The organism is Sedimentitalea nanhaiensis DSM 24252, from assembly GCF_000473225.1.
GTDB lineage: Bacteria > Pseudomonadota > Alphaproteobacteria > Rhodobacterales > Rhodobacteraceae > Sedimentitalea > Sedimentitalea nanhaiensis.
Genome location: NZ_KI421510.1, coordinates 215,783 through 236,302 on the forward strand (window position 1 = coordinate 215,783; position 20,520 = coordinate 236,302).

23 protein-coding genes are annotated in these 20,520 nt (G+C 64.6%); 13 read left to right on the forward strand and 10 right to left on the reverse strand.

Annotation, left to right across the window (positions count from 1 at the left end; genetic code table 11):
* The first annotated feature begins 7 nt into the window (after positions 1-7).
* The 11 genes from NANH_RS0124765 (at position 8) to NANH_RS27665 (ending at position 8,629) form a co-directional block, all read left to right on the forward strand.
* Positions 8-1,141 (forward strand): lytic transglycosylase domain-containing protein, encoded by a 1,134-nt coding sequence (locus NANH_RS0124765; RefSeq protein ID WP_394444260.1) that lies wholly within the window; start codon positions 8-10, stop codon positions 1,139-1,141.
* Entirely contained in the window at positions 1,141-1,968 is an 828-nt protein-coding gene (locus tag NANH_RS0124770) for a type IV secretion system protein (protein ID WP_223228094.1), read from the forward strand. The genes NANH_RS0124765 and NANH_RS0124770 overlap by 1 nt, the downstream gene beginning before the upstream one ends.
* A gap of 10 nt (positions 1,969-1,978) precedes the next feature.
* Positions 1,979-2,635 carry a virB8 family protein gene (locus NANH_RS0124775; RefSeq protein WP_088626511.1) on the forward strand — a complete coding sequence of 219 codons (657 nt, stop codon included), beginning with the start codon at positions 1,979-1,981 and terminating at the stop codon, positions 2,633-2,635.
* Between the two features lie 123 nt (positions 2,636-2,758).
* The gene (locus tag NANH_RS0124780) at positions 2,759-3,427 is read left to right on the forward strand and encodes a TrbG/VirB9 family P-type conjugative transfer protein (RefSeq protein ID WP_036051669.1); all 669 of its coding nucleotides are present in this window, start codon (positions 2,759-2,761) and stop codon (positions 3,425-3,427) included.
* On the forward strand, positions 3,424-4,806 hold the full coding sequence (locus NANH_RS0124785; RefSeq protein WP_027264448.1) for a TrbI/VirB10 family protein: 1,383 nt from the start codon (positions 3,424-3,426) through the stop codon (positions 4,804-4,806). Before NANH_RS0124780 ends, NANH_RS0124785 begins: the two co-directional genes overlap by 4 nt.
* 1 nt (position 4,807) lies before the next feature.
* Complete coding sequence (locus NANH_RS0124790) at positions 4,808-5,797, forward strand: ATPase, T2SS/T4P/T4SS family (RefSeq protein ID WP_027264449.1); 990 nt, start codon at positions 4,808-4,810, stop codon at positions 5,795-5,797.
* On the forward strand, positions 5,794-5,985 hold the full coding sequence (locus NANH_RS0124795) for a hypothetical protein (RefSeq protein ID WP_027264450.1): 192 nt from the start codon (positions 5,794-5,796) through the stop codon (positions 5,983-5,985). The genes NANH_RS0124790 and NANH_RS0124795 overlap by 4 nt, the downstream gene beginning before the upstream one ends.
* The gene (locus NANH_RS0124800; protein WP_027264451.1) at positions 5,982-6,386 is read left to right on the forward strand and encodes a hypothetical protein; all 405 of its coding nucleotides are present in this window, start codon (positions 5,982-5,984) and stop codon (positions 6,384-6,386) included. Before NANH_RS0124795 ends, NANH_RS0124800 begins: the two co-directional genes overlap by 4 nt.
* A gap of 6 nt (positions 6,387-6,392) precedes the next feature.
* A complete protein-coding gene (locus NANH_RS0124805) occupies positions 6,393-7,472 on the forward strand; it encodes a type IV secretion system protein (protein WP_027264452.1) in 1,080 nt (359 codons plus the stop codon).
* 331 nt (positions 7,473-7,803) lie between these two features.
* On the forward strand, positions 7,804-8,073 hold the full coding sequence (locus tag NANH_RS27260) for a hypothetical protein (protein ID WP_036051617.1): 270 nt from the start codon (positions 7,804-7,806) through the stop codon (positions 8,071-8,073).
* The gene (locus NANH_RS27665; RefSeq protein ID WP_017467933.1) at positions 8,066-8,629 is read left to right on the forward strand and encodes a hypothetical protein; all 564 of its coding nucleotides are present in this window, start codon (positions 8,066-8,068) and stop codon (positions 8,627-8,629) included. Before NANH_RS27260 ends, NANH_RS27665 begins: the two co-directional genes overlap by 8 nt.
* Before the next feature lie 70 nt (positions 8,630-8,699).
* Here NANH_RS27665 and NANH_RS0124820 read toward each other — a convergent pair whose 3' ends face one another.
* The 6 genes from NANH_RS0124820 to NANH_RS0124845 all read right to left on the reverse strand — a co-directional run bounded on the left by NANH_RS0124820 (position 8,700) and on the right by NANH_RS0124845 (position 17,022).
* Entirely contained in the window at positions 8,700-10,724 is a 2,025-nt protein-coding gene (locus tag NANH_RS0124820) for a type IV secretory system conjugative DNA transfer family protein (protein ID WP_027264453.1), read from the reverse strand.
* On the reverse strand, positions 10,724-13,051 hold the full coding sequence (locus tag NANH_RS0124825) for a relaxase/mobilization nuclease domain-containing protein (RefSeq protein ID WP_027264454.1): 2,328 nt from the start codon (positions 13,049-13,051) through the stop codon (positions 10,724-10,726). The genes NANH_RS0124820 and NANH_RS0124825 overlap by 1 nt, the downstream gene beginning before the upstream one ends.
* Positions 13,038-13,631, reverse strand: coding sequence for a helix-turn-helix domain-containing protein (locus NANH_RS0124830; RefSeq protein WP_027264455.1), 594 nt, complete (start codon positions 13,629-13,631; stop codon positions 13,038-13,040). Before NANH_RS0124830 ends, NANH_RS0124825 begins: the two co-directional genes overlap by 14 nt.
* Before the next feature lie 565 nt (positions 13,632-14,196).
* Positions 14,197-14,403: a hypothetical protein gene (locus tag NANH_RS0124835; protein ID WP_027264456.1), complete on the reverse strand. Its 207-nt coding sequence runs from the start codon at positions 14,401-14,403 to the stop codon at positions 14,197-14,199.
* Between the two features lie 851 nt (positions 14,404-15,254).
* Positions 15,255-15,500, reverse strand: coding sequence for a hypothetical protein (locus tag NANH_RS0124840; RefSeq protein WP_027264457.1), 246 nt, complete (start codon positions 15,498-15,500; stop codon positions 15,255-15,257).
* A 592-nt stretch (positions 15,501-16,092) separates the two neighbouring features.
* Positions 16,093-17,022: a DUF2493 domain-containing protein gene (locus NANH_RS0124845; protein ID WP_027264458.1), complete on the reverse strand. Its 930-nt coding sequence runs from the start codon at positions 17,020-17,022 to the stop codon at positions 16,093-16,095.
* A 627-nt stretch (positions 17,023-17,649) separates the two neighbouring features.
* On the opposite strand from NANH_RS0124845, the gene NANH_RS0124850 reads away from it, so the two are divergent.
* Together NANH_RS0124850 and NANH_RS0124855 are read left to right on the forward strand one after the other, a co-directional pair.
* Positions 17,650-17,925 (forward strand): hypothetical protein, encoded by a 276-nt coding sequence (locus NANH_RS0124850; protein ID WP_027264459.1) that lies wholly within the window; start codon positions 17,650-17,652, stop codon positions 17,923-17,925.
* Positions 17,925-18,260 (forward strand): type II toxin-antitoxin system RelE/ParE family toxin, encoded by a 336-nt coding sequence (locus tag NANH_RS0124855; RefSeq protein ID WP_027264460.1) that lies wholly within the window; start codon positions 17,925-17,927, stop codon positions 18,258-18,260. Before NANH_RS0124850 ends, NANH_RS0124855 begins: the two co-directional genes overlap by 1 nt.
* On the opposite strand, the gene NANH_RS0124860 is transcribed toward NANH_RS0124855, so the two are convergent.
* The 4 genes from NANH_RS0124860 to NANH_RS0124875 are packed head-to-tail and all read right to left on the reverse strand — an operon-like array spanning position 18,257 to position 20,133.
* Positions 18,257-18,763, reverse strand: coding sequence for a JAB domain-containing protein (locus tag NANH_RS0124860; protein WP_071974364.1), 507 nt, complete (start codon positions 18,761-18,763; stop codon positions 18,257-18,259). The genes NANH_RS0124855 and NANH_RS0124860 overlap by 4 nt on opposite strands.
* Entirely contained in the window at positions 18,760-19,512 is a 753-nt protein-coding gene (locus NANH_RS27270; RefSeq protein ID WP_036051621.1) for a phosphoadenosine phosphosulfate reductase domain-containing protein, read from the reverse strand. The genes NANH_RS0124860 and NANH_RS27270 overlap by 4 nt, the downstream gene beginning before the upstream one ends.
* Positions 19,496-19,879, reverse strand: coding sequence for a hypothetical protein (locus NANH_RS0124870; RefSeq protein ID WP_027264462.1), 384 nt, complete (start codon positions 19,877-19,879; stop codon positions 19,496-19,498). Before NANH_RS0124870 ends, NANH_RS27270 begins: the two co-directional genes overlap by 17 nt.
* 23 nt (positions 19,880-19,902) lie before the next feature.
* Entirely contained in the window at positions 19,903-20,133 is a 231-nt protein-coding gene (locus NANH_RS0124875) for a hypothetical protein (RefSeq protein ID WP_027264463.1), read from the reverse strand.
* Positions 20,134-20,520: the final 387 nt, after the last annotated feature.

A 20,520-nucleotide genomic window follows, 5' to 3' on the forward strand; every position in this document is an offset into this window, starting at 1 on the left:
CGCACATATTCTCCTGGCGGCTCTCCTGTCGGCAGCCGCGCTCGCCCAGGGCGTTCCCACCAACGATTCCGGGCTGACGGCCCGCGATATCGTCGAGACGGGCGACCGGGACGCCGACCTCGCCGTCCAGCGTGAGAAACTCATCGTCGAAGAGTTGCTGACCGAGATCGAACGGGAACAGCTCGCCACGCTGCGCGCCATCCTCGACGCGCAGACGAGCTTCGGTGGCCAGGGGCTGCCGGGCATGGTCGCAGACCTCGAGGGTGGCGGCAGCGATCCGGACCGGTCCGCGGAGGCGGTCTATGGCTCCGGCGATGTCGATCCCAATCCGGGCGGCGCGGGTATGTTCGGGGATGCGGCCGAAAACATCGAGCAGCTGATCATCCGGGTCGCCCAGGAGACCCACGGGCAACCCGGGGTCGGGCGGGCCGGTCTTTCCGTCGTGCAATGGCGCGCCCTCCTGCAGGCGCTCATCTGGCAGGAAAGCCGGTTCTCCATCGGCGCACGCTCGCCTGTGGGCGCCTTCGGCCTCACCCAGATCATGCCGGGCACCGCGAGCGATCTCGGTATCAACCCGGAATACTATGAAAGCCCCTACCTGCAGGTGACAGGCGGCGCGCGCTACCTCGCGGCGCAGCTCGCCACCTTTGACGGCAACATCGTCAACGCGCTCGCGGCCTATAACGCCGGTCCGGGCCGGGTGTTCGAATATGGCGGCGTACCGCCCTTCAAGGAGACCCGGCACTACGTCAGGGTCATCCCCGAACGCTACAATCTCTACCTCGCGCGGATCGGTGGCATCGAGGCGCTCGGCACGATCGACCCTGCGCTTCTCGCCAATGCCCATCTCTCGCTCAGCGGATTCGGGGCCGCCTTTTACGGCAGCAATTCCCCCACCGCCATCCGGCAAGCCGCCTTGCGCGTCCAGGACATCGTCACCCGGATCGGCGGCACCGAGGACCTCCAGGAGAGCATGGCGCTCAATACCTATGCCCGCGCCGAACTAGTCCGGCTGATGGCCGCACGCATTCGCCTGAAAGCCGCACGGACCCGGCCGCTCAGTGCCGCGCAACTGGCCCAGGCCGCGGCCCGCATGGTCGAGAACGAATTCATGGAGTTCACATTGGAGGATCTGGATTGATGCCCCGCAGAATGTTCATTTCAGCACCACTTCGCACGTTGACCCTGGCCAGCGTCTTGGCGCTTTGCTCGCCTTTCGTGACCAATCCCCCCGTCCTGGCCCAGGGCGTGCCGGTCGTGGACACCCAGAACATCGCCCAAAACATCCAGCAGCTCCGGCAGATGATCGAGGACGAGATCCTGCAAAACGAGCAACTCGTGCAGCTCCGCGAACAGCTTGCCACGCTTACGGAGCAGCTCGCCGAGCTACAACGAACGTATGAGGCGCTGACCCGTCTGGCAGAGCTGCCCGAGATCATCCGGACACAGATGGAGGACGAATTGAACGGTCTCCTGGACCAGGAGTTCGGCGATATCATCGCCACCATTGAGGCGATCAAGACGGGGGATTTCTCCGGGCTCACCGGATCCGGTGCCAGCGAGATCGAAACCCAGATGGACCGGGTGCTGGCCGATCTCGGCTTCGACGAGGACACGCTCTCGGAAATGGCGCGCAGCGGCAATCCCGGGGCCGAGCGCGTGGCGACACAGGCCACGACCGGCGCGCTGGTCTCGGCCGCCGCCCAGAACAGCTACGAGGATGCCGGGCAATCGCTCGAACGTGTCGACCGGCTCGTCGGGCTTATCGATGACATGGATGAGCTCAAGGAGAGCGTCGATCTCAACACGCGGGTGACGGCAGAGCTCGCCATCGCGCTCGTCGCCATGTGGCAGCTCGAAGCGATCCAGACCGTAGGAGATGGCACCGGCGGCGTGATCGATGCCGCCACCATCGCCGAAGAACAACGCTTCATGGAGTTCACACTCCCGGAACTGAATGCGGATTGAGGACTGATTGTTGGACGAAGAAACCGCCATCATCGAGGAGGAACTGGTCTACGGCGCGCTGAGACGGGAACGGCTCTGGCAGCGCCTGGGACTTTTCGGCCTCGGCTTTGGCATCCTGGGCTGCCTCAGCGCGGCCGCCGTGTCCATCCTCGATGTCGATCCGCCCCCTGTAGTGGTACCTTACGATCCCGCCACCGGCTTCGCCCTCCCCGAAGCCACCGTCGGGGCCACCACCGTCACCGAGAACCGCGCCATTATCGAGGCGGAGGTCTTCCGCTACGTGACCGACCGCGAGGTTTACAACCAGCTCGACAATGACGTGCGTATCCGCAGCGTGTTGCGCCGTTCGGACCGTGCCGCAGGGGCCTCACTGCGCCAGATCTGGAATTCGGCCAATGCCGACTATCCCCCGACCGTCTATGGACCCAACGCCCGCCTCGACGTGGAGATTCTCAGCATCAACCTGATCGGCAACAACCGGGCCACGGTGCGGCTTCGCAAGCGCCTGACGTCGATTCAGGGGGTTCAGGCGGGCCTCTTCACCGCGACGCTCCTCTTCGAGTTCCGCCCGGAAGAGAGCCGCTCCATCGACCAGGTCTGGACTAACCCGTTTGGCTTCACGGTCGTCGAATACGCGATCCGTTCGGACAGATTGGAGAACCAGTAAGTGCGTTTCACCAAAAAGAATTCAGAGAACGCCTTGCCAGCGTCCCACATACGTCAGAAGCGGCAGGGCAATAACAATGCGAAACACACCGCACACGCCCGGGCGTTCGTCGCGGCCTTTTTGATGGTCTCGCTGTTTACGCCCCACGCGTCAGCCGAGGCGATCCCGCGCGGGGGACCCAACGACCACCGCGTGCGGGTCGCGTCCTACCAGGAAGGCCAGGTCTACAGGCTGAACGTTTCCCTGACCCATGTCACGACCATCGAGTTCGGGACAGGCGAGAGCATCCGCTCAATCATCGCCGGCGACACGGAAGGATTTGAGATCGACGGCGTCCCAGGTGGTCGCGCCTTTGCGATCAAACCTGTCGCCCGCGGCGTCCATACCAACGTGACCGTCTACACCAACAGACGGAGTTACTATTTCAACGTGAACGAGGTCTCGAGCCCAACCTTCTATGTCGTGCAATTCCGCTACCCGCAAGACAATCGCCGCTCGGCCGACGCCATCGCACGCGCCGCGCCAAACACCAATTACGGGGCCAGCGCACGGACGGAGTTCACGCCGACCCGGGTCTGGGACGACGGCACCTTCACCTATTTCGCCTTCCCACGGAACGCACCCGTCCCGGCGATCTTCCGTTACACGAACGGGCGCGAGCGCACGGTGAACACAGGCGCGGTCGAAGACGGTGTGATCCGTGTCTCGGGCGTGGGGCGCCAATGGGTGCTGCGTCTGGGCGAGGACGTGGTGTGTATCGAGGCGACGCCGCCCGCGGAGGCCGCCTCATGAGTGACAACAACCCGGATCTCGAACAGCGTCTTGCTGCGCTCGAACGGGGCAACCCGCGCCACGGACCCGCCCCGAAACACCGCTTACCGCTCCTCGCCCTCCTCCTCGCAGGGCTCATCCTGGCGGGCGGCTTGGTCCTCTTGCTGTTTTCGGGCCCGGGGGAAGAGGTCGCCCTGCCGACGGCCACCCCGGACGAGTTCCAAACCGAGGGTGACGGGTTCGGAGAGATCGAACCCTTCGTGCCGCCGCCCGCCCCGGAACCCGAGATCGTTCTCGTCGAACCAGAACCCAACGCCGAACTTCTGGCGCAGATCGCCGCACTCCAGGCCCAGATCGAGGAACTGCGCGACGCGCCGGACACCGACGCCGGGGCGGACAGCGCGGCAGCGGAGGCGATCGATGCCCTGACCGCACGGATCGCAGCCCTACAGGACGCCTCCGAGAATGCTCAGGAACAATTCCAGACCGAACTCGCCGCACGAGATCGGGAGCTGCAACAGCTGCGTATGGACCTGGACCTCGCGCGGCTGGAGGCCAACAAGCCGGCACCCGCCCCGCTCGGACCCACCGACGAAGAGTTGCGCGCCCGCGAAGATGAGCGGATGCGACGTGAGGAAGAGGCGCGGCGGCTGGCCGAGCTGCAACGCCGGGCCGAGGAGGAGCGTGCCTTCCAGGAACGGCGGATTTCCTCCCCCGTTATCGCCTTCGGCGGAACGGGCGGCGCCAATGCGGGCGAGACAGAACTCACCGAACGCACCTTCGGCGAGGTGACAGACTTCGTGCTGAACGGCGCGTTGCCGAGCGCCATCACACAAGCCGAAGTCATCGCAAATCCCTCGAACACGGTCATTCAGGGCACGATGATCCAGGCCGTGATGGAGACCGCACTCGACAGCTCGCTCCCCGGACAGACCCGTGCCATCATCTCCGAAGACGTCTTCAGCTATGACGGCTCACGGCTCCTGATCCCGCGCGGCTCGCGCCTTATTGGACGCTACCGCTCCGGCATCGAGATAGCCCAGAAGCGCGTCACCATCGCCTGGGACCGGATCATTCTACCAAACAACCAGACCGTCCAGATCAGCTCCTTCGGGGGAGACGCGTTGGGCCGTTCGGGTGTCACCGGTTTTGTTGATACCCGCTTTGACGAGCGGTTCGGCTCCGCCGCGCTGATTTCCATCATTTCGGCCGCCCCGAGTGTGGCCGCCGCCCAGGTCGAGGATGAGACCACCGCAGACGTACTTGAAGATGTGGGCGATGACCTGGCGGACGCCACCGATTCCGTGATCGGCGAATATCTCGCCATCGGGCCCGTCATCTACGTCGACCAAGGCGCACGCGTCACCGTCATGGTCGACCGGGATCTGGAGATTTTCTGAGATGACGCTCTCCTATCTGCAGACCTCACTCGACAAGCTCGCGGACGCCGGTCGCGACGACGTCATCGAGATATGCATCAACCCCGACGGCTCTTGCTGGGGTGAGTTCCAAGGGGATCACTTCATGCGCGCGCTGGACCAGCGCCTGAGCGTCACCGAGCTGCGCGATCTCGGCAACCAGATCGCGTCGTCGGCCAATACGACGATGAGCAAGGACAAGCCCATCGTCTCGGTCTCTATCACCTATCGGGGCCGACCGATCCGTGCCCAGGTCGTGACCCCGCCCGCCGTCCTCGCGGGCATGTCGATCTCGCTGCGATTCTTCTCCAACCTGCCGCTCGACCGGATCGAACTCAGCTTCCTCTACGGCGAAGAACGCAAGCTCGAGGAACTGCGCCAGGAGAAGAACCGCGCGCTGCGCGAGGTCGTCGCCTCCGGTGACATCTACGCGGCCATCCGCTTCTGCGTCGAAAACAAGCTCAACATGATCGTCTCCGGCGGCACCTCGACCGGCAAGACCGTCGCGGCGCGCAAGATCCTCTCCTACGTTCCCGACGAGGAACGTATCGTCACCATCGAAGAGGCGGCGGAACTGCTGCCCGCCCAGCCCAATGCCGTAACGCTCATCGCCAACCGCGACGCGGAGTTCCAGTCCGCCGACGTGCTCCTGACCGCGACGCTGCGCATGCGGCCCGACCGCATCATCCTCGGCGAGGTGCGCGGCAAAGAGGCCATGACCTTCCTCGAGGCGATCAACACCGGCCATGGCGGCTCGATGACAACACTCCACGCCGAGACCCCACAACTCGCCGTCCAGCGGCTGGCCATCGCAGCGCTCAAGACCGAGATCCCAATGACCTACCAGGACATGATCCAATACATCGAGAGCTCGATCGACGTGATTATCCAGGCCGGCCGCGAGGACGGCGAACGCGGCATCACCGAATTCTATCTCCCTGGAACCGAATTGCAGGAAAGGCACAATGCATGAAGCAGTTTGAGTACGACATCCTGTTCTGCAAGGTGAAGAAGCAGAAGGACTATGAAGAGATGCGGCGCGCCCTGAACGAACGGGGCGCCGAAGGCTGGGAGGTGATCTCGGCCGAGGCGGGCGATTACGGCTATACCGCGTTCCTCAAGCGTGAGGTCGCGGACCGGCTGACGGAGACTGCGACATGACACGCGTCACCATTCTCGTCTGCTCATTCCTTCTTTTTTCGGGCAGTATCGCATCGGCCGAGCGCGACCTAGTCCCGACGCTCGACAATCAACCCGATGTCTGCCCCGATCAGCCGCCCGAGCCGGAGTGGATGCGAAACACAGAGGCGCGCGACGCCTACAAGCGGCTCCTGGTCCAGCAAATCTACCGGTTTCAGAGCATGGAACGCATCGTCGACGCGCAGAGCTGCACCTGCGCCACCCGGTATCCGCCTTGGGAGGCAACTGAGGCGGTCTATTTTGATCTCTATTCCTCAACTGACTATTGGAGCGTGGTCGAGGCGACGTCAGACTATCGCCGACGGGCGAACGATCTCCGAAAGCAGGCCATGCCGATCTGCGACGCGGCCGGCAACTGGTAGCGGGTCATGAGCGTCGTCGCGTATTTCGTGGAAACGGCCGAAGGCTATCTGGACTCAGCGGCGGAAACCCAGTTCGGGGCCGTGGCCGCCACGGTCGGAACGATGCTGGTCCTCGGGACGACGCTCGTGGTCATCCTCGTCTGTCTCAACATGATCTACCAATACCGTTCCATGGACGGCCGGACCGCCTTCTGGCTCGCCGTGAAGATCGGCCTGATTGGCATATTCGCGACCAACTGGGTCCAGTTCAACGCACTCGCATCCGCGATCCTGAACGGGATAGACAGCATCGCCGGATCGCTGGTCGCGTCGGTCGGCGGCGGGATGCCAGGTCCGTCTGGAACCTTCGCCGAGGAGTTCGATCAGCTCATCGCGGCGCTTGGGGATTACCTGAACGCAGCAGGCTCCGAGTTGAACTGGATGGCCGGCGCGCTTCTCGACACGCTCGGCGTTCTCCTGCTCTCGATCCTCGGAGGGCTGGCGGCCTTCATTGTCGTCGCCTCCAGGCTCATGATCACGCTGTTGATCGGGATCGCGCCGGTGATGATCTTCCTGACCCTCTTCGAGGTGACCAAGGACTATTTCGCGCGATGGCTCTCGGCGCTGATTTCCTTCGCGATCTACCCCATCGTCATCGCCGGCGTTTTCGCGACCATCACCGGGGTCTCGCGCGCATTGCTCGCCGAACTTGGTGATCCGGAGGGGGCTTCGAACATCGGCGCCCTCCTGCCCTTCTTCATGATGGTCCTCATGGCCAAGGGGTTCATCATCGCCACGCCCTTCATCGTCCGGTCGGTCTCCGGAAACATCATGATGCCGGCGCTTTCGGCGGGCTTTGGCGGAAGCTACGCCTTCGCCCGAGGCTTGGCAGGAAGTCAGCAAGTCTATAACCGATACGCCATCGGAGGCGCGACAGGCGCCGAATATGCCGCGCTTCGGGCCAGGCAGTTTCTCGGCGTACAGGCGCTCCCGACCCGCCCTAATGCCGCGGGTGGTGCGCCGGCTGCACCTTCAGGCGACTCATCTAGCACCGGTGCCCGCATGCTTGCGCAACTGGCACGGCTGAACAGGCTGGGCCGACGGTAGAGTTGACCGGAGGTGGCACGACTAGCCGGAACAGGCTGTTCGCAGGTCAAACCTTTGCTGCCTGCTGGGATCATGACAGACAGCATGAATGGTTTTGCGTTGGTGGCATCGTGCCGCGTCTGGGGACGGCACACTGCTACAGGATCAGACGCAACGGCATCCGCGCCGGTGTTTCTGTCTGGGACGTCCGTCCTGTATCCCGTTCTCACATCAAAGCATTTGACGGCAAGCTTCCTATGGGAAATTGCCGGTAGCGGACAGTAAATTGCAGCGACGTTTTGCTGAGCTATTAACTTGTCACTTGACAATTTAAGAAAGTGGGGTATCTAGGGTGCCAAGGAAGAAGCACACGTCAAAGGAAATCGAGGCCGTCATCCAGGAGCTCGAAGAGCTGGGATGGGACCTTATTGAGGGCAAGGGGCACGCGTGGGGGATCCTCCGATGCCCGGCCAACGATAAGGATTGCCGCTGTGGCGAGTTTTGTCAGATGTCTGTCTGGTCGACCCCGAAGAATCCACAGCAGTTCGCGAAAAAGATCCGACAGAAGGCCCTGGCCTGCGTGAAGCTTCAGAAGAACGACGAAGGTAATGCCAATGGCTGAAGAATTCGAATTCGAACTGGTCTTTGCACTCCCCGACGGAGAGCACGATGCGTTTTCGCTCTCTGACGCGATCTTCGAGGCGGGTTTTGAAGATGCGCTCGTGGGCACCGGTCACGCCGGTCTTCTGGGTGTAGAACTGGAACTTGAAGGGGATGAGGCCGAGAGCGCGATCCTTGAAGCGGCGCGGGCTCTGATCAAGGCGCTGCCGCAAGGCACAGTCCTGCGCGAGGTCCGTCCCGACCTGGTGTCTCTCGCGGATGTCGCCGAGAAGCTCGAGATAAAGCGACAGGCGCTCCAGCAGCGCAAGATGCCCCTCCCCGTTGCGGGTGGCCTCTACCGCATCGATGAAATGATCGAGGTTCTGATGGAGGCCGCAAACCCGGCAAAGGGGCAGCGTCGTCCGCGCTTTAACCTGGCTTCCGCCGCGAAGTGGTTTCGTGCGGGCCCCGCGGCCCGCAGGGTGAACGCCCAGTTGACGATGCGTGAGATCGACCCTGCGACGATTGAGCGAGCCCCTCGACCAGAGCGCGACGACCCTGGCTTTCTTCACCCGTGACAATGGTCGGCTCAAGGCCGTGGCCACAAGACACCATCGCGACATTCTTTCGTGTCGCCCGCATGGCGGCTCAGCCAAGCCCGAATTTCTCGCCCGTCTCGCTGACGTTTGCTTCCGAACCGGACATCTCCGCCTCCAACCGCTCGAGATCACTCACGGCGTCCTGAACTCGGGCGACGTCGTTTTCGGACGCAGCCTCCACCTCCAGATCTGCCTGCCGCCCGAACTCCATCTCCATCTGCCGCTGATCATCCGCAAGAACAGCGGCGCGGCCGCGCCGAGGCGCTTGAGCCGGACCGGACTCAAGGGGTGCAATCCCTCCGCCTTCTGTTAGCCCCATCCTGGCCTCGAAATCACGTTCCGTGAGACCTGACCCCCGCGGCGCCGTGGGCATCGCCCTGACGCTCAGGGGCAATTCCCCCATCGGAGGGACCGGCCCCGTCGGGAAGGGTAGCTCCCCCTCCTGGGCGGCATGGATGCCCTTGAAGAATGGGTCCTCGAAATACACCACGCGCTTGGCCCGGACCGGCATCTGGGCGTCCACGACGACGACGATCTCGTCGAGCGGCAGGCGCCGCGCCTCATCCTCGGGCAGGAGCGACACCTCCTCCGTCCGCTCCGATTGGCTGCGGCCCTCGAACGGGTTCTTCCCGACCGCGCGGGACCGCGTGACGACGGTTTTCGTGGTCTTGCCGACCGCCTTGCTCAGCTCCTCGACGGTCTTCTCGTCGGAGGGCGTCAGGTAGAGCTTGATCCCGGCGTTGCCCTGCAAGGCGCGCCGCGTGTTCTCGCCGTAGATCTCGTCGATGGCCGGGATGGTCTGGGTCACCACCGCGAGATGCCCGCGATAGGCGCGCAGCACCTCGATGCTCTCGGCCACGATCGGCATCTTTCCGAGCCGGTTGAACTCGTCGAGCATGATCATAACCGGCCAGGGCTCGTCCGGACCCGGTTCCTTGTCCTGAAGCGCCGACAGCAGGTCCGAGAAGAAGAGCCGGATCAGAGGTGCGAGGGGTTTCACCATGAGGGGCTGGACGACGAGGTAGACGCTGAAGGGTTTCTTGCGGATCGTCCGGAAGTCGAAGTCCGAGGTCGCCGTCGCATCGTCGATCGCCGGGTTCTGCCATTGATCGAGGCCCGAGGTCATCAGGAGCGAGACATAGGATGTCAGCGTATCGTTGTTGGTGGACGCCAGCCGTGTGAAGATCAGCCGCGCCGCGGCGTTTTGGACCTCATGGGCGCGCGCGAGATATTCCTTCTGCTTCTGCCCGCCCGAGGCGGCGATGCGGTATATCTCGCCGAGCGTCGGCCTGCGGCGTTGGAACGCGAGTAGCCCGGCCGCGACGAAGAGATCGATCCCCCCTTTGAGAAGCCCCTGAACACGGTCGTTGTCGTTCTGCAGGAAGAGTGTGGCCAGGAGCTGCAACTCCATCTGCTGGCGGGCCGGGTCTTTGAGCTCATAGATGCGCAGAAGTGGGTTGTAGCGATGCGTCCGCCTGTCCTCCCAATCCGTGGGCGCGAAGCGGAACACTTCGTCACCCTGCGCCGCCCGGTGGCGGGCCGAGGCCTCGAAGCATTCTCCCTTTACGTCGAGCACCACCGCTGAGCCCTGCCAGGTCAGGAGGTTCGGAATGACGAAGCCGGTGGTCTTGCCGCGCCCGGTCGGCGCTACGATCAACGCATGGGGAAAGGTCTTGGAACACAGGAACGGCGCACGCGAGCTTGGCTTTCCAAGCTTGCCGATCACAAAGCCCGTGCCCGGCGCGCCGAAGAAGCCGTTCCGCTTCATCTCGCGGCGGGTCTGCCAATGGGTATAGCCGAACCGGGTGAGCGCCGAGCCCGACATCGCAAGGCTCATCATGAGGCCCGCCACCCCGGCCCCGCCCATGATCAGGTTGATCAGGCGGAAGTCGTCGGGACGGGCGGCCCCGATGGCGCGGTAGTTCTGCACGATATAGAAGAAGTCGATCTCGGCCCGGAAACCCAGGTCCCGGAAACTGATCACGGCCGAGGCGATGACATAGCCGATCGCGATAGCGACCAGTGTGACCAGCGCGACGCCGAGGGCGAGGCGGCCCTTCCCTACCCCTCCCATCAGTGCGTCTCCCCGCGCTCGGTCTCGCCATCGACAAGATCGGCGCGGTGGAGCTCGAACTCGCGGTCGGCGATCTCCTCGACCACGGCGCGGGTCGCCTCGCTGTTGGCGGTGGCCGCGTCCGACTGCAGGTAGGTCTTCGCGGCGTAGAGCCGATCGAGACGGTCTTCGATCTGGGTCTTCAGCACGTCGACATCCCCGTCCCGCAGCCGGTCGATCTGCGCCGCGTCGAGCTCGCGCTCGACGGCGTCGCGGTAGGTCAGTCGCTGACCGTCGTCCTGGAACGGCGACTGCAGATTGCCGGCCCGTTCATGGTCGACGACCCGCCGGATGTCCGGATCGGCGATCGGTGCCCCCTCGACAGCGTCCCCCTCGCGCGCGTCCGAAAGCCGCCCGTCGCGCAGGTCGAGCGCCACCTCCCGCAACTCGTTGTCGCGGCGGACCTGGTTGAGGGCCTCGGTGTCGCGCAGATCGGTGACGGAAGCATAGGTCGCGCCAAGCCCGCGGGCGAGATGCGACGGCATATCGGGATAGCGCGCGCGGAACTCGTCCGTGACGGCATCCGCAACGGGGGTCCGCGCGTCGCGACCTTCCATGATCCGGTCGACTTCGCGGGTGATCTCGCGGGCCCGGGCCTCGTCGGTGATGCGCTCCCGGTAGGGCTCGGACCGGTCGATCACGTCGCCCGGGCGCGCGAGCAGTTCGGGATGCGCATCGAGGTAGCTGCGTTGCTCTTCTTCGATACGCCGCTCCGCGCGGGAGACGATCTCCCACTCCCGCGCCTCGATCTGGTCTTCGGTCAGACCTTCCGAACGCATGTCCTGGCGGATGGCGCGCTCCATGTCCTCAGTGGCGTCCCGATGATAATGGACCCTCTCCGTCACGGTGCGATCTTCCACGACACCGTCCTCACGCAAGACCCCTGCCCGCTCCAGCGCGACGCCGAGCTGGACATGGGCCCGGTTGAGGGTCTCGCGCGCCGTCTCCAGATCCGCGCGGCGCTCGAGGTTGAGACCGTCCCTCTCGGCCACCCGCGCCAGATCGTCAGCGATCCATTGCCGCTCGAGCGCGGCGTTCTGCGCGCCGGTTTCCATCCGGGCGACCACCACGGACGAACTGATCCCGGTCCCGCGCAGCGCGGTGTCGACCTGCGCCCGCACCTCGGGGTCTCGCAACCGGTCGAGCCGGGCCGCATCGATATTGGTCTCGGAATAGACCCCGCCCTCCGAGGGCTTTTCGGTCAATGTCACGGATCTGAGCCCTAGCGGCTGCATATGCGCGAGCCGCGACTGGATCTCGTTGAGGCTGCGCTCGAGCCGCGGCCGTTCGGCCTCCGGCTTCGCATCGATCATGCCCTGGACGCGCGCGACCTGATCGGCATAACGGGTCCTCAGATCCTCGAACGATTGCTCCTCTGCCATGTAGACGCCTCCTTCCAAAGTCAGCTTGCCGCCCTTGGCCAGAAGCTCTCCCGAGCGGAACAGGGCATCGGCGATGTCCTCGCGGTTGTCCGCAGAGGCCTCAGCGGCAAGCGAGTGATAGATGATCCGGGTGTTTGCGATCTCTTCGAGGGCGCGATCAAGATCGGCCCCGACCCGTGGCCGTGGCTCCGCGGCCCGCCCCTCAACCTTGGCCGCATAGACCTCGCGGGTGCGCGGCGGGTAGTGCACGACACCCCGATCGAGCCGCCGCGTGGCCTCCAGACGCACGCCGAACCGCTCGGCCTCTTCCACCATGGCGAGGCGGAAATCGTCGTAGTTGAACCGGTGATCGCGACCCAGGAAGAAGAACTCACCCTCCTGCGACCGGCGATTCAAAACTATATGTGCGTGGGGGTGATCGCGATCCTCATGCACCGCGATGATGTAGTCGAAATGTCCCTCTTCGGACTGAAAGAACCGCTCGGCGACATTGGCGGTGATGTCGCGCACGTCCTCGCCCCGGGTGCCGATCGGATAGGACATCAGCATATGCGTCGTCTGTCCGAGCTTGGGCTTGAACCCCGCACTCCAGCGCTTGGCGAACCGCTCCGTCAGGTCCTTGATCTCCGATCCCTCAAGCCTCGTCTTCCCATCCAGGAACCCGCTGCTGTCCACGATATGCGAGGACTTGGTGGTGAGGTAATCAAGCTGGTTCATGAGCTGGGATTTGGAATGCGTGCCCCCGCCCCGGATCGCCTTGAAGACCGCCGCACGATGCCCCGCAGCGGCGCGCACGAGCTGCCTCTGCCGGGACGCCTGCAGCCCTTGCATCGAGCCCCGTATCCGGCTCCAGCCATCCCGGAAGATCTCTCCGGTGACGTCATGGACGGCATCATTCAGCCGCATGGGCGAACTCCCTCAGAGCGGCAGTGGCGGAGAGCCGCATCCCATCCCGACGACGGCGCAAAAGCAGGTCGATCTCGTCAGCGGAATCGAGGATGAACCGCGCCAGCGCACGCATCTGCACGAGGCGCAGTTCGGACAACTCTGCGTTCGGCGCGGAGCCTTCCCCCTGCCCCTCCCGGCTGGCTTTCATCATCTGCTTGGCGACCTGCACGACGCCGTTGCCGACCTCGTGCAAGGAGGCCCGGTAGCGCGCCATCTCAGCCGCCAGATTCGCGTCCGGAACGAACGTTCCCCCCGCCGCCTGGATCAGCCGCCGGACCCCCTCCGTGCGGGTCTCGATCCCCGCCGCGGACAGCACCTCATCCAGCGCAGCAAGCTCTTCTGGTGTCAGCTTCACCGTCACCGCGGCCGTCGCCACGGCCGCATCCTTCTGGCGTTCTTCGTCCGCCTTCAACGTGTACTGGATGGCCCGCGGCGTGACCCCGAACCGCTCCGCGAGCGCGGAAGTCCCCACACCTGCTGCGGCCTCACGGATAATCTCCGCCCGCTCCGTCTGTGTCAGTCTCTTGGTCCGGCTCATACGAAGAAAGCCCCCCTATTTCCTGCCACCTTCATTCAAGGTCGCCTTCATCATACGAAACTATATTTACCGGTCAATACAATATTATTGCAGATTGCCCCCAGGCGACCTTGAATTCCGCTTCGAGCCGAGCACCGCAGGTGCGAGGCCCGGCCCGAAGGGCCCAGAAAACCCGACCATCTCCAACCGCACCTCGGCCGCCCGTTGTCATGCCCGCGCCCGAGGGTCTGGCCGAACACGGACCCGTGTTCGGACGGAAGCGAGGGGCGGCGCATCCCTCCACCGACGGGGCTGACGGACAGGGTCAAGGGCGGCCAGATTTGGCTCGGCCCAAATCTCTGCCGGAAAAACCGGCGGGCGTAGCCCGACTGTTATTCCGGATGGCCCCCTTGAGGCTGGCCGGCAGACCTGTTCCAGGCGATCTCTGATATCCCCCGTCAGGACCGCTTGCGGTCCTGACGCCTTCCCGGGGACGCCGGCCGAAGGCAGGGGTTCCCGGGTACAGCGCAGCCTTCCCTGAAACAGGGAAAGGGCCGCCCCTAGGGCGGCCCATCTTTGAGGCGGACTATTCCTGCGGTTCCTTCGCGCTCGGCGGGAACATCACCAGCTCCTGGACCGCGACGGGGAAGTCGAGTTTGAGGCTGAAGAACTCCGAGCCGTCCCCGTTGCGAGTGTTGCGGAACATCGCGCCGACGCGTTGGAAGCGGGTGCGCTCCTGACCTTCGTTGTCGGTGAACTTGACGGGAACGGTGGCGACGTAGTGGTTGGTCATTTGGGTCTCTCCTTTTTGCGATGGGGATCACCCGGCACGGGGGGCAAGGGAGGTCCGCAAACACAAATGCGGAGGGTCCGCGCGCCCCGCGCGTGGAAACCGTATTTGTGTTTGCCGGAGCGTGAGCGGAGGGCACGGACCGCCCGACCCCGTGCGATCCACATCTATGAGCAAAGAGGGGAGACCCAAATGTGCACCCCGCTCCTCAGCCGCCATCGGTCCTGTCGAGTTATGTCAGACGTGACCAGGTCCGCCCCCGCTTCCAACGCGTCGGCGCGATGGTTCGCGTGCGCCCGATCGGCACGACCGCGATCGTCTGCCTCAAGCTCGGCTTCCCCGTCGCCTGTGTGGCGATCCGGGGCGGTGATACAGCCGCAGGTCTGGCAGCAGAGTTGTCGGCCCGGACGGGTCGCCGTCATCGGGCGGCGCGGTCGATGCGCTGCGCCCGCCCCAGCGATCTGCACCCGGACGGGCGGATCGCGGGGTTTCTGGCGCGCATGAGGGCAACCCCGCCGGCTGGCTCCGTCAGGAGACCGCCGCCGGGGTATGCCACTCAGCACGTCCAGGGGCCTCGTGTTCCGGGTGGAGGCCGGCACGGCCGGAACCTGCGAGCGCGGTGACGGCGGTGCAACCGCCGGCAGGGGCCCGGCATGACCGACGATCGATCACCACCGACCTTCATGTTATTTGCGTCTGACTGAGGGGCCACAGACAGTTGAGGAGCGCAGCAGCCCCGCCCGGCCTTAGCCGGGCGGGGCTGCACTTATGGATGGTGTCGCAGTCGTCGAGAGCGTGGAAGGGTTAGAGAGAGGGATCACCGGGCGACGGGGCCGCCCGATGAAAGGTACTGTTCAGGCGAAGAGAGACTCGCTGAGGTGCGAACAATGCGCACAGGCCTCCCGCCAGTGGAAATTGACGCTCCCGCCATCGATAGTCTCCCAATCGGTCCGCAACGCGTCTTTCCCGCAGGCGACGCAGGGGACGACATGGCCGCCAATATCGTGATGGTCTTTCCCGGTGGAAGTTCCGCGCTGCGACGTGCCTGTGCGGTCGCAGTGTCGGCAAAGGTCGTCCTCGGTCTTGTTCTCGTCGGTCATGATCTCATCTCCAGATGTTCGTGGACCACCACGTGAGTGTGGTGGCATGGCCGAATGCCTGGTTGCCGAAACTGTCCGGGTCAGGGACGGCGCAGCCGCCGGCGTGCCGGGCGCAAAAGTTTTCCGGGCGCATCGCCCACCACGGGGGCGTCATCGAACACTGGACCGCCCTCTCCTCCCCGGCCCCCCTAGCCGAAAAGTTTTGCGATCCTTGACGCGGACGGGTTCGGGGGCCATCCGGAGGATATGCTTCCGCACTCATGTGTGTGTGATTAACGACAGGTTTGCCCGACGCGAGCAGGCAAAGGGTGCTGCCCGGACGCGGGACACGAATGGAGCGGCGGGATCGTTTTGCCCCGCAAAACAGACCGGAGCGTAATCCGGTGGAGCGGCCGGGGCGCGACGTGCTCGCGAGACGGGCAAACCGGGACGCCGGGTGCTGCGCCGTGGTGAGGCCGCATGGCCGAATGCGCGATCGGCCTCAGGCCGATACCTCCACCGCGACTTGGCTTACTGTGCGGAGGAGACCGCCAGTTTACGGGCAGGCAGATGAAAACGACGAAAGGGCCGCCCAAAGGCGACCCTCTCTCATTCACGCGTCTGCCGTCTTCTTCGCCGGATCGGCGACCCGCATCACCGTCAGGCCTTTGGCTTCCGCCTTCTGCCCGAGGTTCAGTGCGACCCCGTTGCCGCCGAAGAGCACGACCCCGGTCGCGGCGAACTTGTCGTCCAGCATCTCGTCGTTGCATTTGAAGGGTGCTGCCCGCCCATGCGCGGACCAGCGCGGATCGAAGCGCGCCTGCGCGACGCCACGCGCCCGAGCCCACCGGGCGGCGATCATCTCGGCCCCGTGCTTGCCACCCTTGTGGCAGAGGAAGATCTCCTGGTTGCGGTTCTGCCGGATGCGCTCGCGAACCTTGTCGAGTGTCGTGAAGATGACGTCGATATCGGTCCAGTCGGTCGCCCCCGAGACGATCAGGGGAACCCCCTCGACCTTCGACTTCGCGGCTGTCTCGCGATCGTGCTGTTCCAGCAGCTGCCGGGCCTCGAAGACCGCTCCGGTCTCCTGAGCGCGAGCACTGGCGCGCGATCCCGCGGCCGGGATGAAGGCGTGGCCGGTCTCGACCTCGTAGCATTCCGCCGCCGCCTCGCTCATCACCTCGATGGCCCCGACGATCTCGCGGACCTGCAGGAAGCGGGCCTGCGCCTCTTCGAGCGCGGTCTCGGCGATCTCCGACCCGTCATGGGATTTTGCCAGGGCGCCGATCTTGTCAGCGGTGCGGTCAAGCTCCTTGCCCAGAGCGATCTTGCGGCGCTGCAGAATCGTGGCGAGCCCGTGCGCGAGCGGTTCGATCTCGGTCTCGAGACCGGTGCCGCGCAGCTGGCCAAGCAGGGCCTCGAAAGTCTCGCGGACGATGCTATCGGTCAGGACGTGATCCTCGGGGATGGGCAGCTCCGCGTCTTTCTCCGTCAGGCCGAAAAGTTCGATGGTCTCGTAGGCATTCGCGTTCTCGTATGTCATGTTGGTGTCTCCAGATGTTCGGGGAACCACCACGTGAGTGTGGTGGCATGGCCGTACGTCTGGTTCACCGAATCTGTCCGGGTCAGGGACGGCGAAGCCGCCGGCGCGCCGGGCGCAAAAGTTTTCCGGGCGCATCGCTCACCACAGGCGCGTCATCGAGCACTGGACTGCCTTCTCCACACCCGCCGGCCTCGCCGAAAAGTTTTGCGATCCTTGAGGCGGGCTGATTCGGGGGCCATCCGGAGGATATGCTTCCACGCTCATGTGTGTGTGTTTTGACGGCAGGTTTGCCCGACGCGAGCAGGCAAACGGCGCGACCGGACGCGGGAGACGGATGGAGCGGCGGGATCGTTTTGGCCTCTGGCCGAAACAGACCAGAGTGCAATCCGGCGGAGTGGCCGGGGAGCGACGTGCTCGCGAGACGGGCAAACCGGGGGCCTGGGTGCAACGCCGCGGTGAGGCCGCATGGCCGAATGCGCGATCGGCCGACGGCCGATATCTCCCCTGCGACACGCGCAGCCGAGCAGGGGAGGCCGTCAGGCATGGGTCGGTTCCCTCGGTCGGGGCTGACCGGCTTGCCAGATGCCGCGGATTTCAGTACTCTATTGGAGCACCAAGGAGTCCGCCATGAGCGTTCAAAAGCAATCCGTCAGCTTTACCGATACCGCCTACGCGTTCGCCAGGGAGCTGGTCGAAGCCGGAGAATATCCCAATGTGAGCGCGGCGGTTTCGGGGGAACTGGCGAAGGCCAAGGCAGAACGTGAGCGCGAACGGGCGGTGCTAGAAGCAGAACTTGAACGGCGTCTGGCTCTGCCGCTCGACCAATGGGAACCGGTCGGCGACGCCTCCGACGTCACCGCTGGCGCGCGGGCGCATCTGACCGCAATGACCCGCAAGGCCTGATGCAGTTCGTCCGGCATCCGTTCTTCGAGCGGGATCTCATCGGCATCGTCGATCACATCATCGAAGTCACCCAGGGCGACTCGGGAGCAGCTCTTCGGCGCCTGGATGAGGTCGATGCCTTGCTGCGATCCATTGCAGACAACCCGACATCTGGCGTGCGGCTTGAAGGAAAGCTCGAAGGCTGGCTCGTGCGACATGGCGGGTCCGGCCATCGTCTGACCATCGTCTTCAGGCCGGGTGTCGAGGCGGGTATCATCTACCTCACACTTGTTGCCTTTGGTGGACGGAACTGGATGAGGCTGGCGTCCACCCGGCACATGTTCCCGGATTTCTAGTCACCCATCATCCCGGCCGCCCGCATGCTGAACGCGTTCTTCTCCCGTCCGAAACCGACGATGATGTGATCGTGGATGACAATCTCCATCACCTTGCAGGCTTCAACGATCTTCCGGGTGAGATCGATGTCGGCCTGGCTCGGATGCGGATCGCCGGACGGATGGTTGTGGCACATGATGATGGCTGAGGCATCAAGAACGAGAGCCGAGCGGAGCACCTCGCTGACATAGACCGGAACGTGATCGATGCTGCCGCGGGTCATGACCCTGTCGCGGATCAGCTTGTTCTTCCGGTCCAACAGCAGCACCCGAAACACTTCGACGCGCTCGCGAACGGCGTTGAGCGCCAGGTAGTCGGTCAGCATGGTCCAGGACTGCAAGGCGGCGGTGGACCGGGCATGCCTGCGCAGGATGTCCCGCGCGGCGTCGATGGTGGCGATCTCGGCCTCGGAGAAGCCGGACCCCGGACGTTCGACGATTTCTTGGGGGTCATGCACGGTCATGCGGCATCCAATCGGTTGAGGGTTTCGCGGAGGTTCGTCCCGTCGGGACGCAGGGTGTGGCCGATCTCGTCTTCGAGAGCCATGTAGGCGGAAAGTAGGTCCGGTCGCAGCCGCGCCGCGCATCGCAGATCGGCCAGCGAGGACATGATGCAGAAGCTGCAGGACAGCCGCGTCATGCCGCGGCCATAGGCCCAATGTGGCTCCTGCCCCGCCGCGGCGATGGCGTCGAACACCTCGCGCCGGGATAGCTCATGAATTGGCAGCCAGTCGATCCAGGTTCGACCCGCCACGCTGTTGCGGTTGTTCAGCCTGACGACGTGACGGCTCCAACGCGCGGCGCTTTCCTCGGCGCGCATGCCCATCGCACTGACGATGCGTCCGGCGAAGCGGGGATTGGCCGCGAGATAGCGACGCAACTCCCGCTCGATCGGGCCGCGCTTCTGGTCGGAGGTGCATTGGCGGTATCGCGGGGAGGGGAACATGCCCCGTGCCCGGACCATCTCGAAGAACGACCGGCGCGGTCGTGCGATCACCGGCGGCAGCCCGAACGTGGTCTTCCGGATATGGCTGATCGTTCCCGGCCATTCCACGTCGCCGAGGGTGGCATGGACGATGAGCAGCTGGTCGCGCGGGATGCCAGCCTCAACCAGCCTGATCGACATGGCCTGACTGTCCTTGCCGCCGGAATGGTTGATCGCCACAAGGGCGCCGCGCTCGATCAGGTCGGTGATGTCAGCCGGAATGCGCATCGGAACCTCCGAACATGGCGGTCCAGTTGTTCCCGGCGGGTATCTCATCCCGGCGTTTCAGGACGGCGAGACGGTTCATCAGATCCATGATGACCGGCGTGGTCGGGTGATCCGCCCGATGGCCTCTCTGCGGCCGGGCGAGACTGGGATGTCCGTGTTTTAGGAGGTGAATCGCCGCCTCCAGCGATGGCATATGCGTCTCGCGGTTGGTGAGGTCGCGGGGCAATGCCGCCGCATGGGCGGCAAAGGCCCGGTTGCGCGCCGCACCGGGCCGGCGCCTGCCGATCCGGTGGGCCGCATCGACCCATTCGCCGACGTCGGACCAGGTAAGCCGCGTGCCGGGCGTCGTGTATTGATTATGTGTCATGGGAAGCCCCTCATCCTTGCCGCTCAAATCAAGCCAGCGATGACGAGGCCGGATTTCATGGTGGGACGACCGCAGGCCTCGCAGAAGCCGGCGCGCTGATCCGGTTCGAGATCAGCGGTGTGATCGCAATTGGGCGCCATGCAGATCGCGGGCACGATGCTGTCGAGCGCATAGTCCTCCAGGAAGTCCGCGACCTCGGCGTAACCTTCGGTCTCAGCGAGCGTGACCAGTTTGGGATGGGAGAGATTGAACATGGCTGTCGTCCTTCTGATGGGGTGAAACGAGAAGAGGGGAGCCGCGCTGCCGCGGCTCCCCTCACGGGACCTGCCTTTCGGGGACAGGAGGCGCGGGCCGGTCGGAGACAGGACCGGCACCGCCCCGTCAGGCCTGGTTTCGGAGGAGGATCAGGCCTGCACGGGTGAAAGGCGCCCAGGTTGCCCGGGACGCCCGTTCGGTGGAAGTCGTCGCGCGTCAGCCCACCAAAGCGAGGCCGGTGTTGTCAGACCGCTCCTGGCCGGCGCTCTCGACGAAGGGAATGATCGAGAAGTGTTGATTGTCGCTGAGAACTGACCCGGCATTGTCACCGAGACTTGACCCACCCAGCTGTTATGTTCTTTGCGTCATGATGGCGTCAATGCTGC

Excerpts from the sequence above, each read along its gene's own strand:
- NANH_RS0124875 (WP_027264463.1), bottom strand. The coding sequence starts at position 20,133 with ATGTTCAATCTCTCCCATCCCAAACTGGTCACGCTCGCTGAGACCGAA.
- NANH_RS0124855 (WP_027264460.1), top strand. The coding sequence starts at position 17,925 with ATGCAGTTCGTCCGGCATCCGTTCTTCGAGCGGGATCTCATCGGCATC.
- NANH_RS0124805 (WP_027264452.1), top strand. The coding sequence starts at position 6,393 with ATGAGCGTCGTCGCGTATTTCGTGGAAACGGCCGAAGGCTATCTGGAC.
- NANH_RS0124780 (WP_036051669.1), top strand. The coding sequence starts at position 2,759 with ATGGTCTCGCTGTTTACGCCCCACGCGTCAGCCGAGGCGATCCCGCGC.
- NANH_RS0124820 (WP_027264453.1), bottom strand. The coding sequence starts at position 10,724 with ATGGGAGGGGTAGGGAAGGGCCGCCTCGCCCTCGGCGTCGCGCTGGTC.
- NANH_RS0124795 (WP_027264450.1), top strand. The coding sequence starts at position 5,794 with ATGAAGCAGTTTGAGTACGACATCCTGTTCTGCAAGGTGAAGAAGCAG.
- NANH_RS0124835 (WP_027264456.1), bottom strand. The coding sequence starts at position 14,403 with ATGACCAACCACTACGTCGCCACCGTTCCCGTCAAGTTCACCGACAAC.
- NANH_RS27665 (WP_017467933.1), top strand. The coding sequence starts at position 8,066 with ATGGCTGAAGAATTCGAATTCGAACTGGTCTTTGCACTCCCCGACGGA.
- NANH_RS0124845 (WP_027264458.1), bottom strand. The coding sequence starts at position 17,022 with ATGACATACGAGAACGCGAATGCCTACGAGACCATCGAACTTTTCGGC.
- NANH_RS0124825 (WP_027264454.1), bottom strand. The coding sequence starts at position 13,051 with ATGCGGCTGAATGATGCCGTCCATGACGTCACCGGAGAGATCTTCCGG.
- NANH_RS0124790 (WP_027264449.1), top strand. The coding sequence starts at position 4,808 with ATGACGCTCTCCTATCTGCAGACCTCACTCGACAAGCTCGCGGACGCC.
- NANH_RS0124840 (WP_027264457.1), bottom strand. The coding sequence starts at position 15,500 with ATGACCGACGAGAACAAGACCGAGGACGACCTTTGCCGACACTGCGAC.
- NANH_RS0124770 (WP_223228094.1), top strand. The coding sequence starts at position 1,141 with ATGCCCCGCAGAATGTTCATTTCAGCACCACTTCGCACGTTGACCCTG.
- NANH_RS0124860 (WP_071974364.1), bottom strand. The coding sequence starts at position 18,763 with ATGACCGTGCATGACCCCCAAGAAATCGTCGAACGTCCGGGGTCCGGC.
- NANH_RS27270 (WP_036051621.1), bottom strand. The coding sequence starts at position 19,512 with ATGCGCATTCCGGCTGACATCACCGACCTGATCGAGCGCGGCGCCCTT.
- NANH_RS0124870 (WP_027264462.1), bottom strand. The coding sequence starts at position 19,879 with ATGACACATAATCAATACACGACGCCCGGCACGCGGCTTACCTGGTCC.
- NANH_RS0124800 (WP_027264451.1), top strand. The coding sequence starts at position 5,982 with ATGACACGCGTCACCATTCTCGTCTGCTCATTCCTTCTTTTTTCGGGC.
- NANH_RS0124785 (WP_027264448.1), top strand. The coding sequence starts at position 3,424 with ATGAGTGACAACAACCCGGATCTCGAACAGCGTCTTGCTGCGCTCGAA.
- NANH_RS0124830 (WP_027264455.1), bottom strand. The coding sequence starts at position 13,631 with ATGAGCCGGACCAAGAGACTGACACAGACGGAGCGGGCGGAGATTATC.
- NANH_RS0124850 (WP_027264459.1), top strand. The coding sequence starts at position 17,650 with ATGAGCGTTCAAAAGCAATCCGTCAGCTTTACCGATACCGCCTACGCG.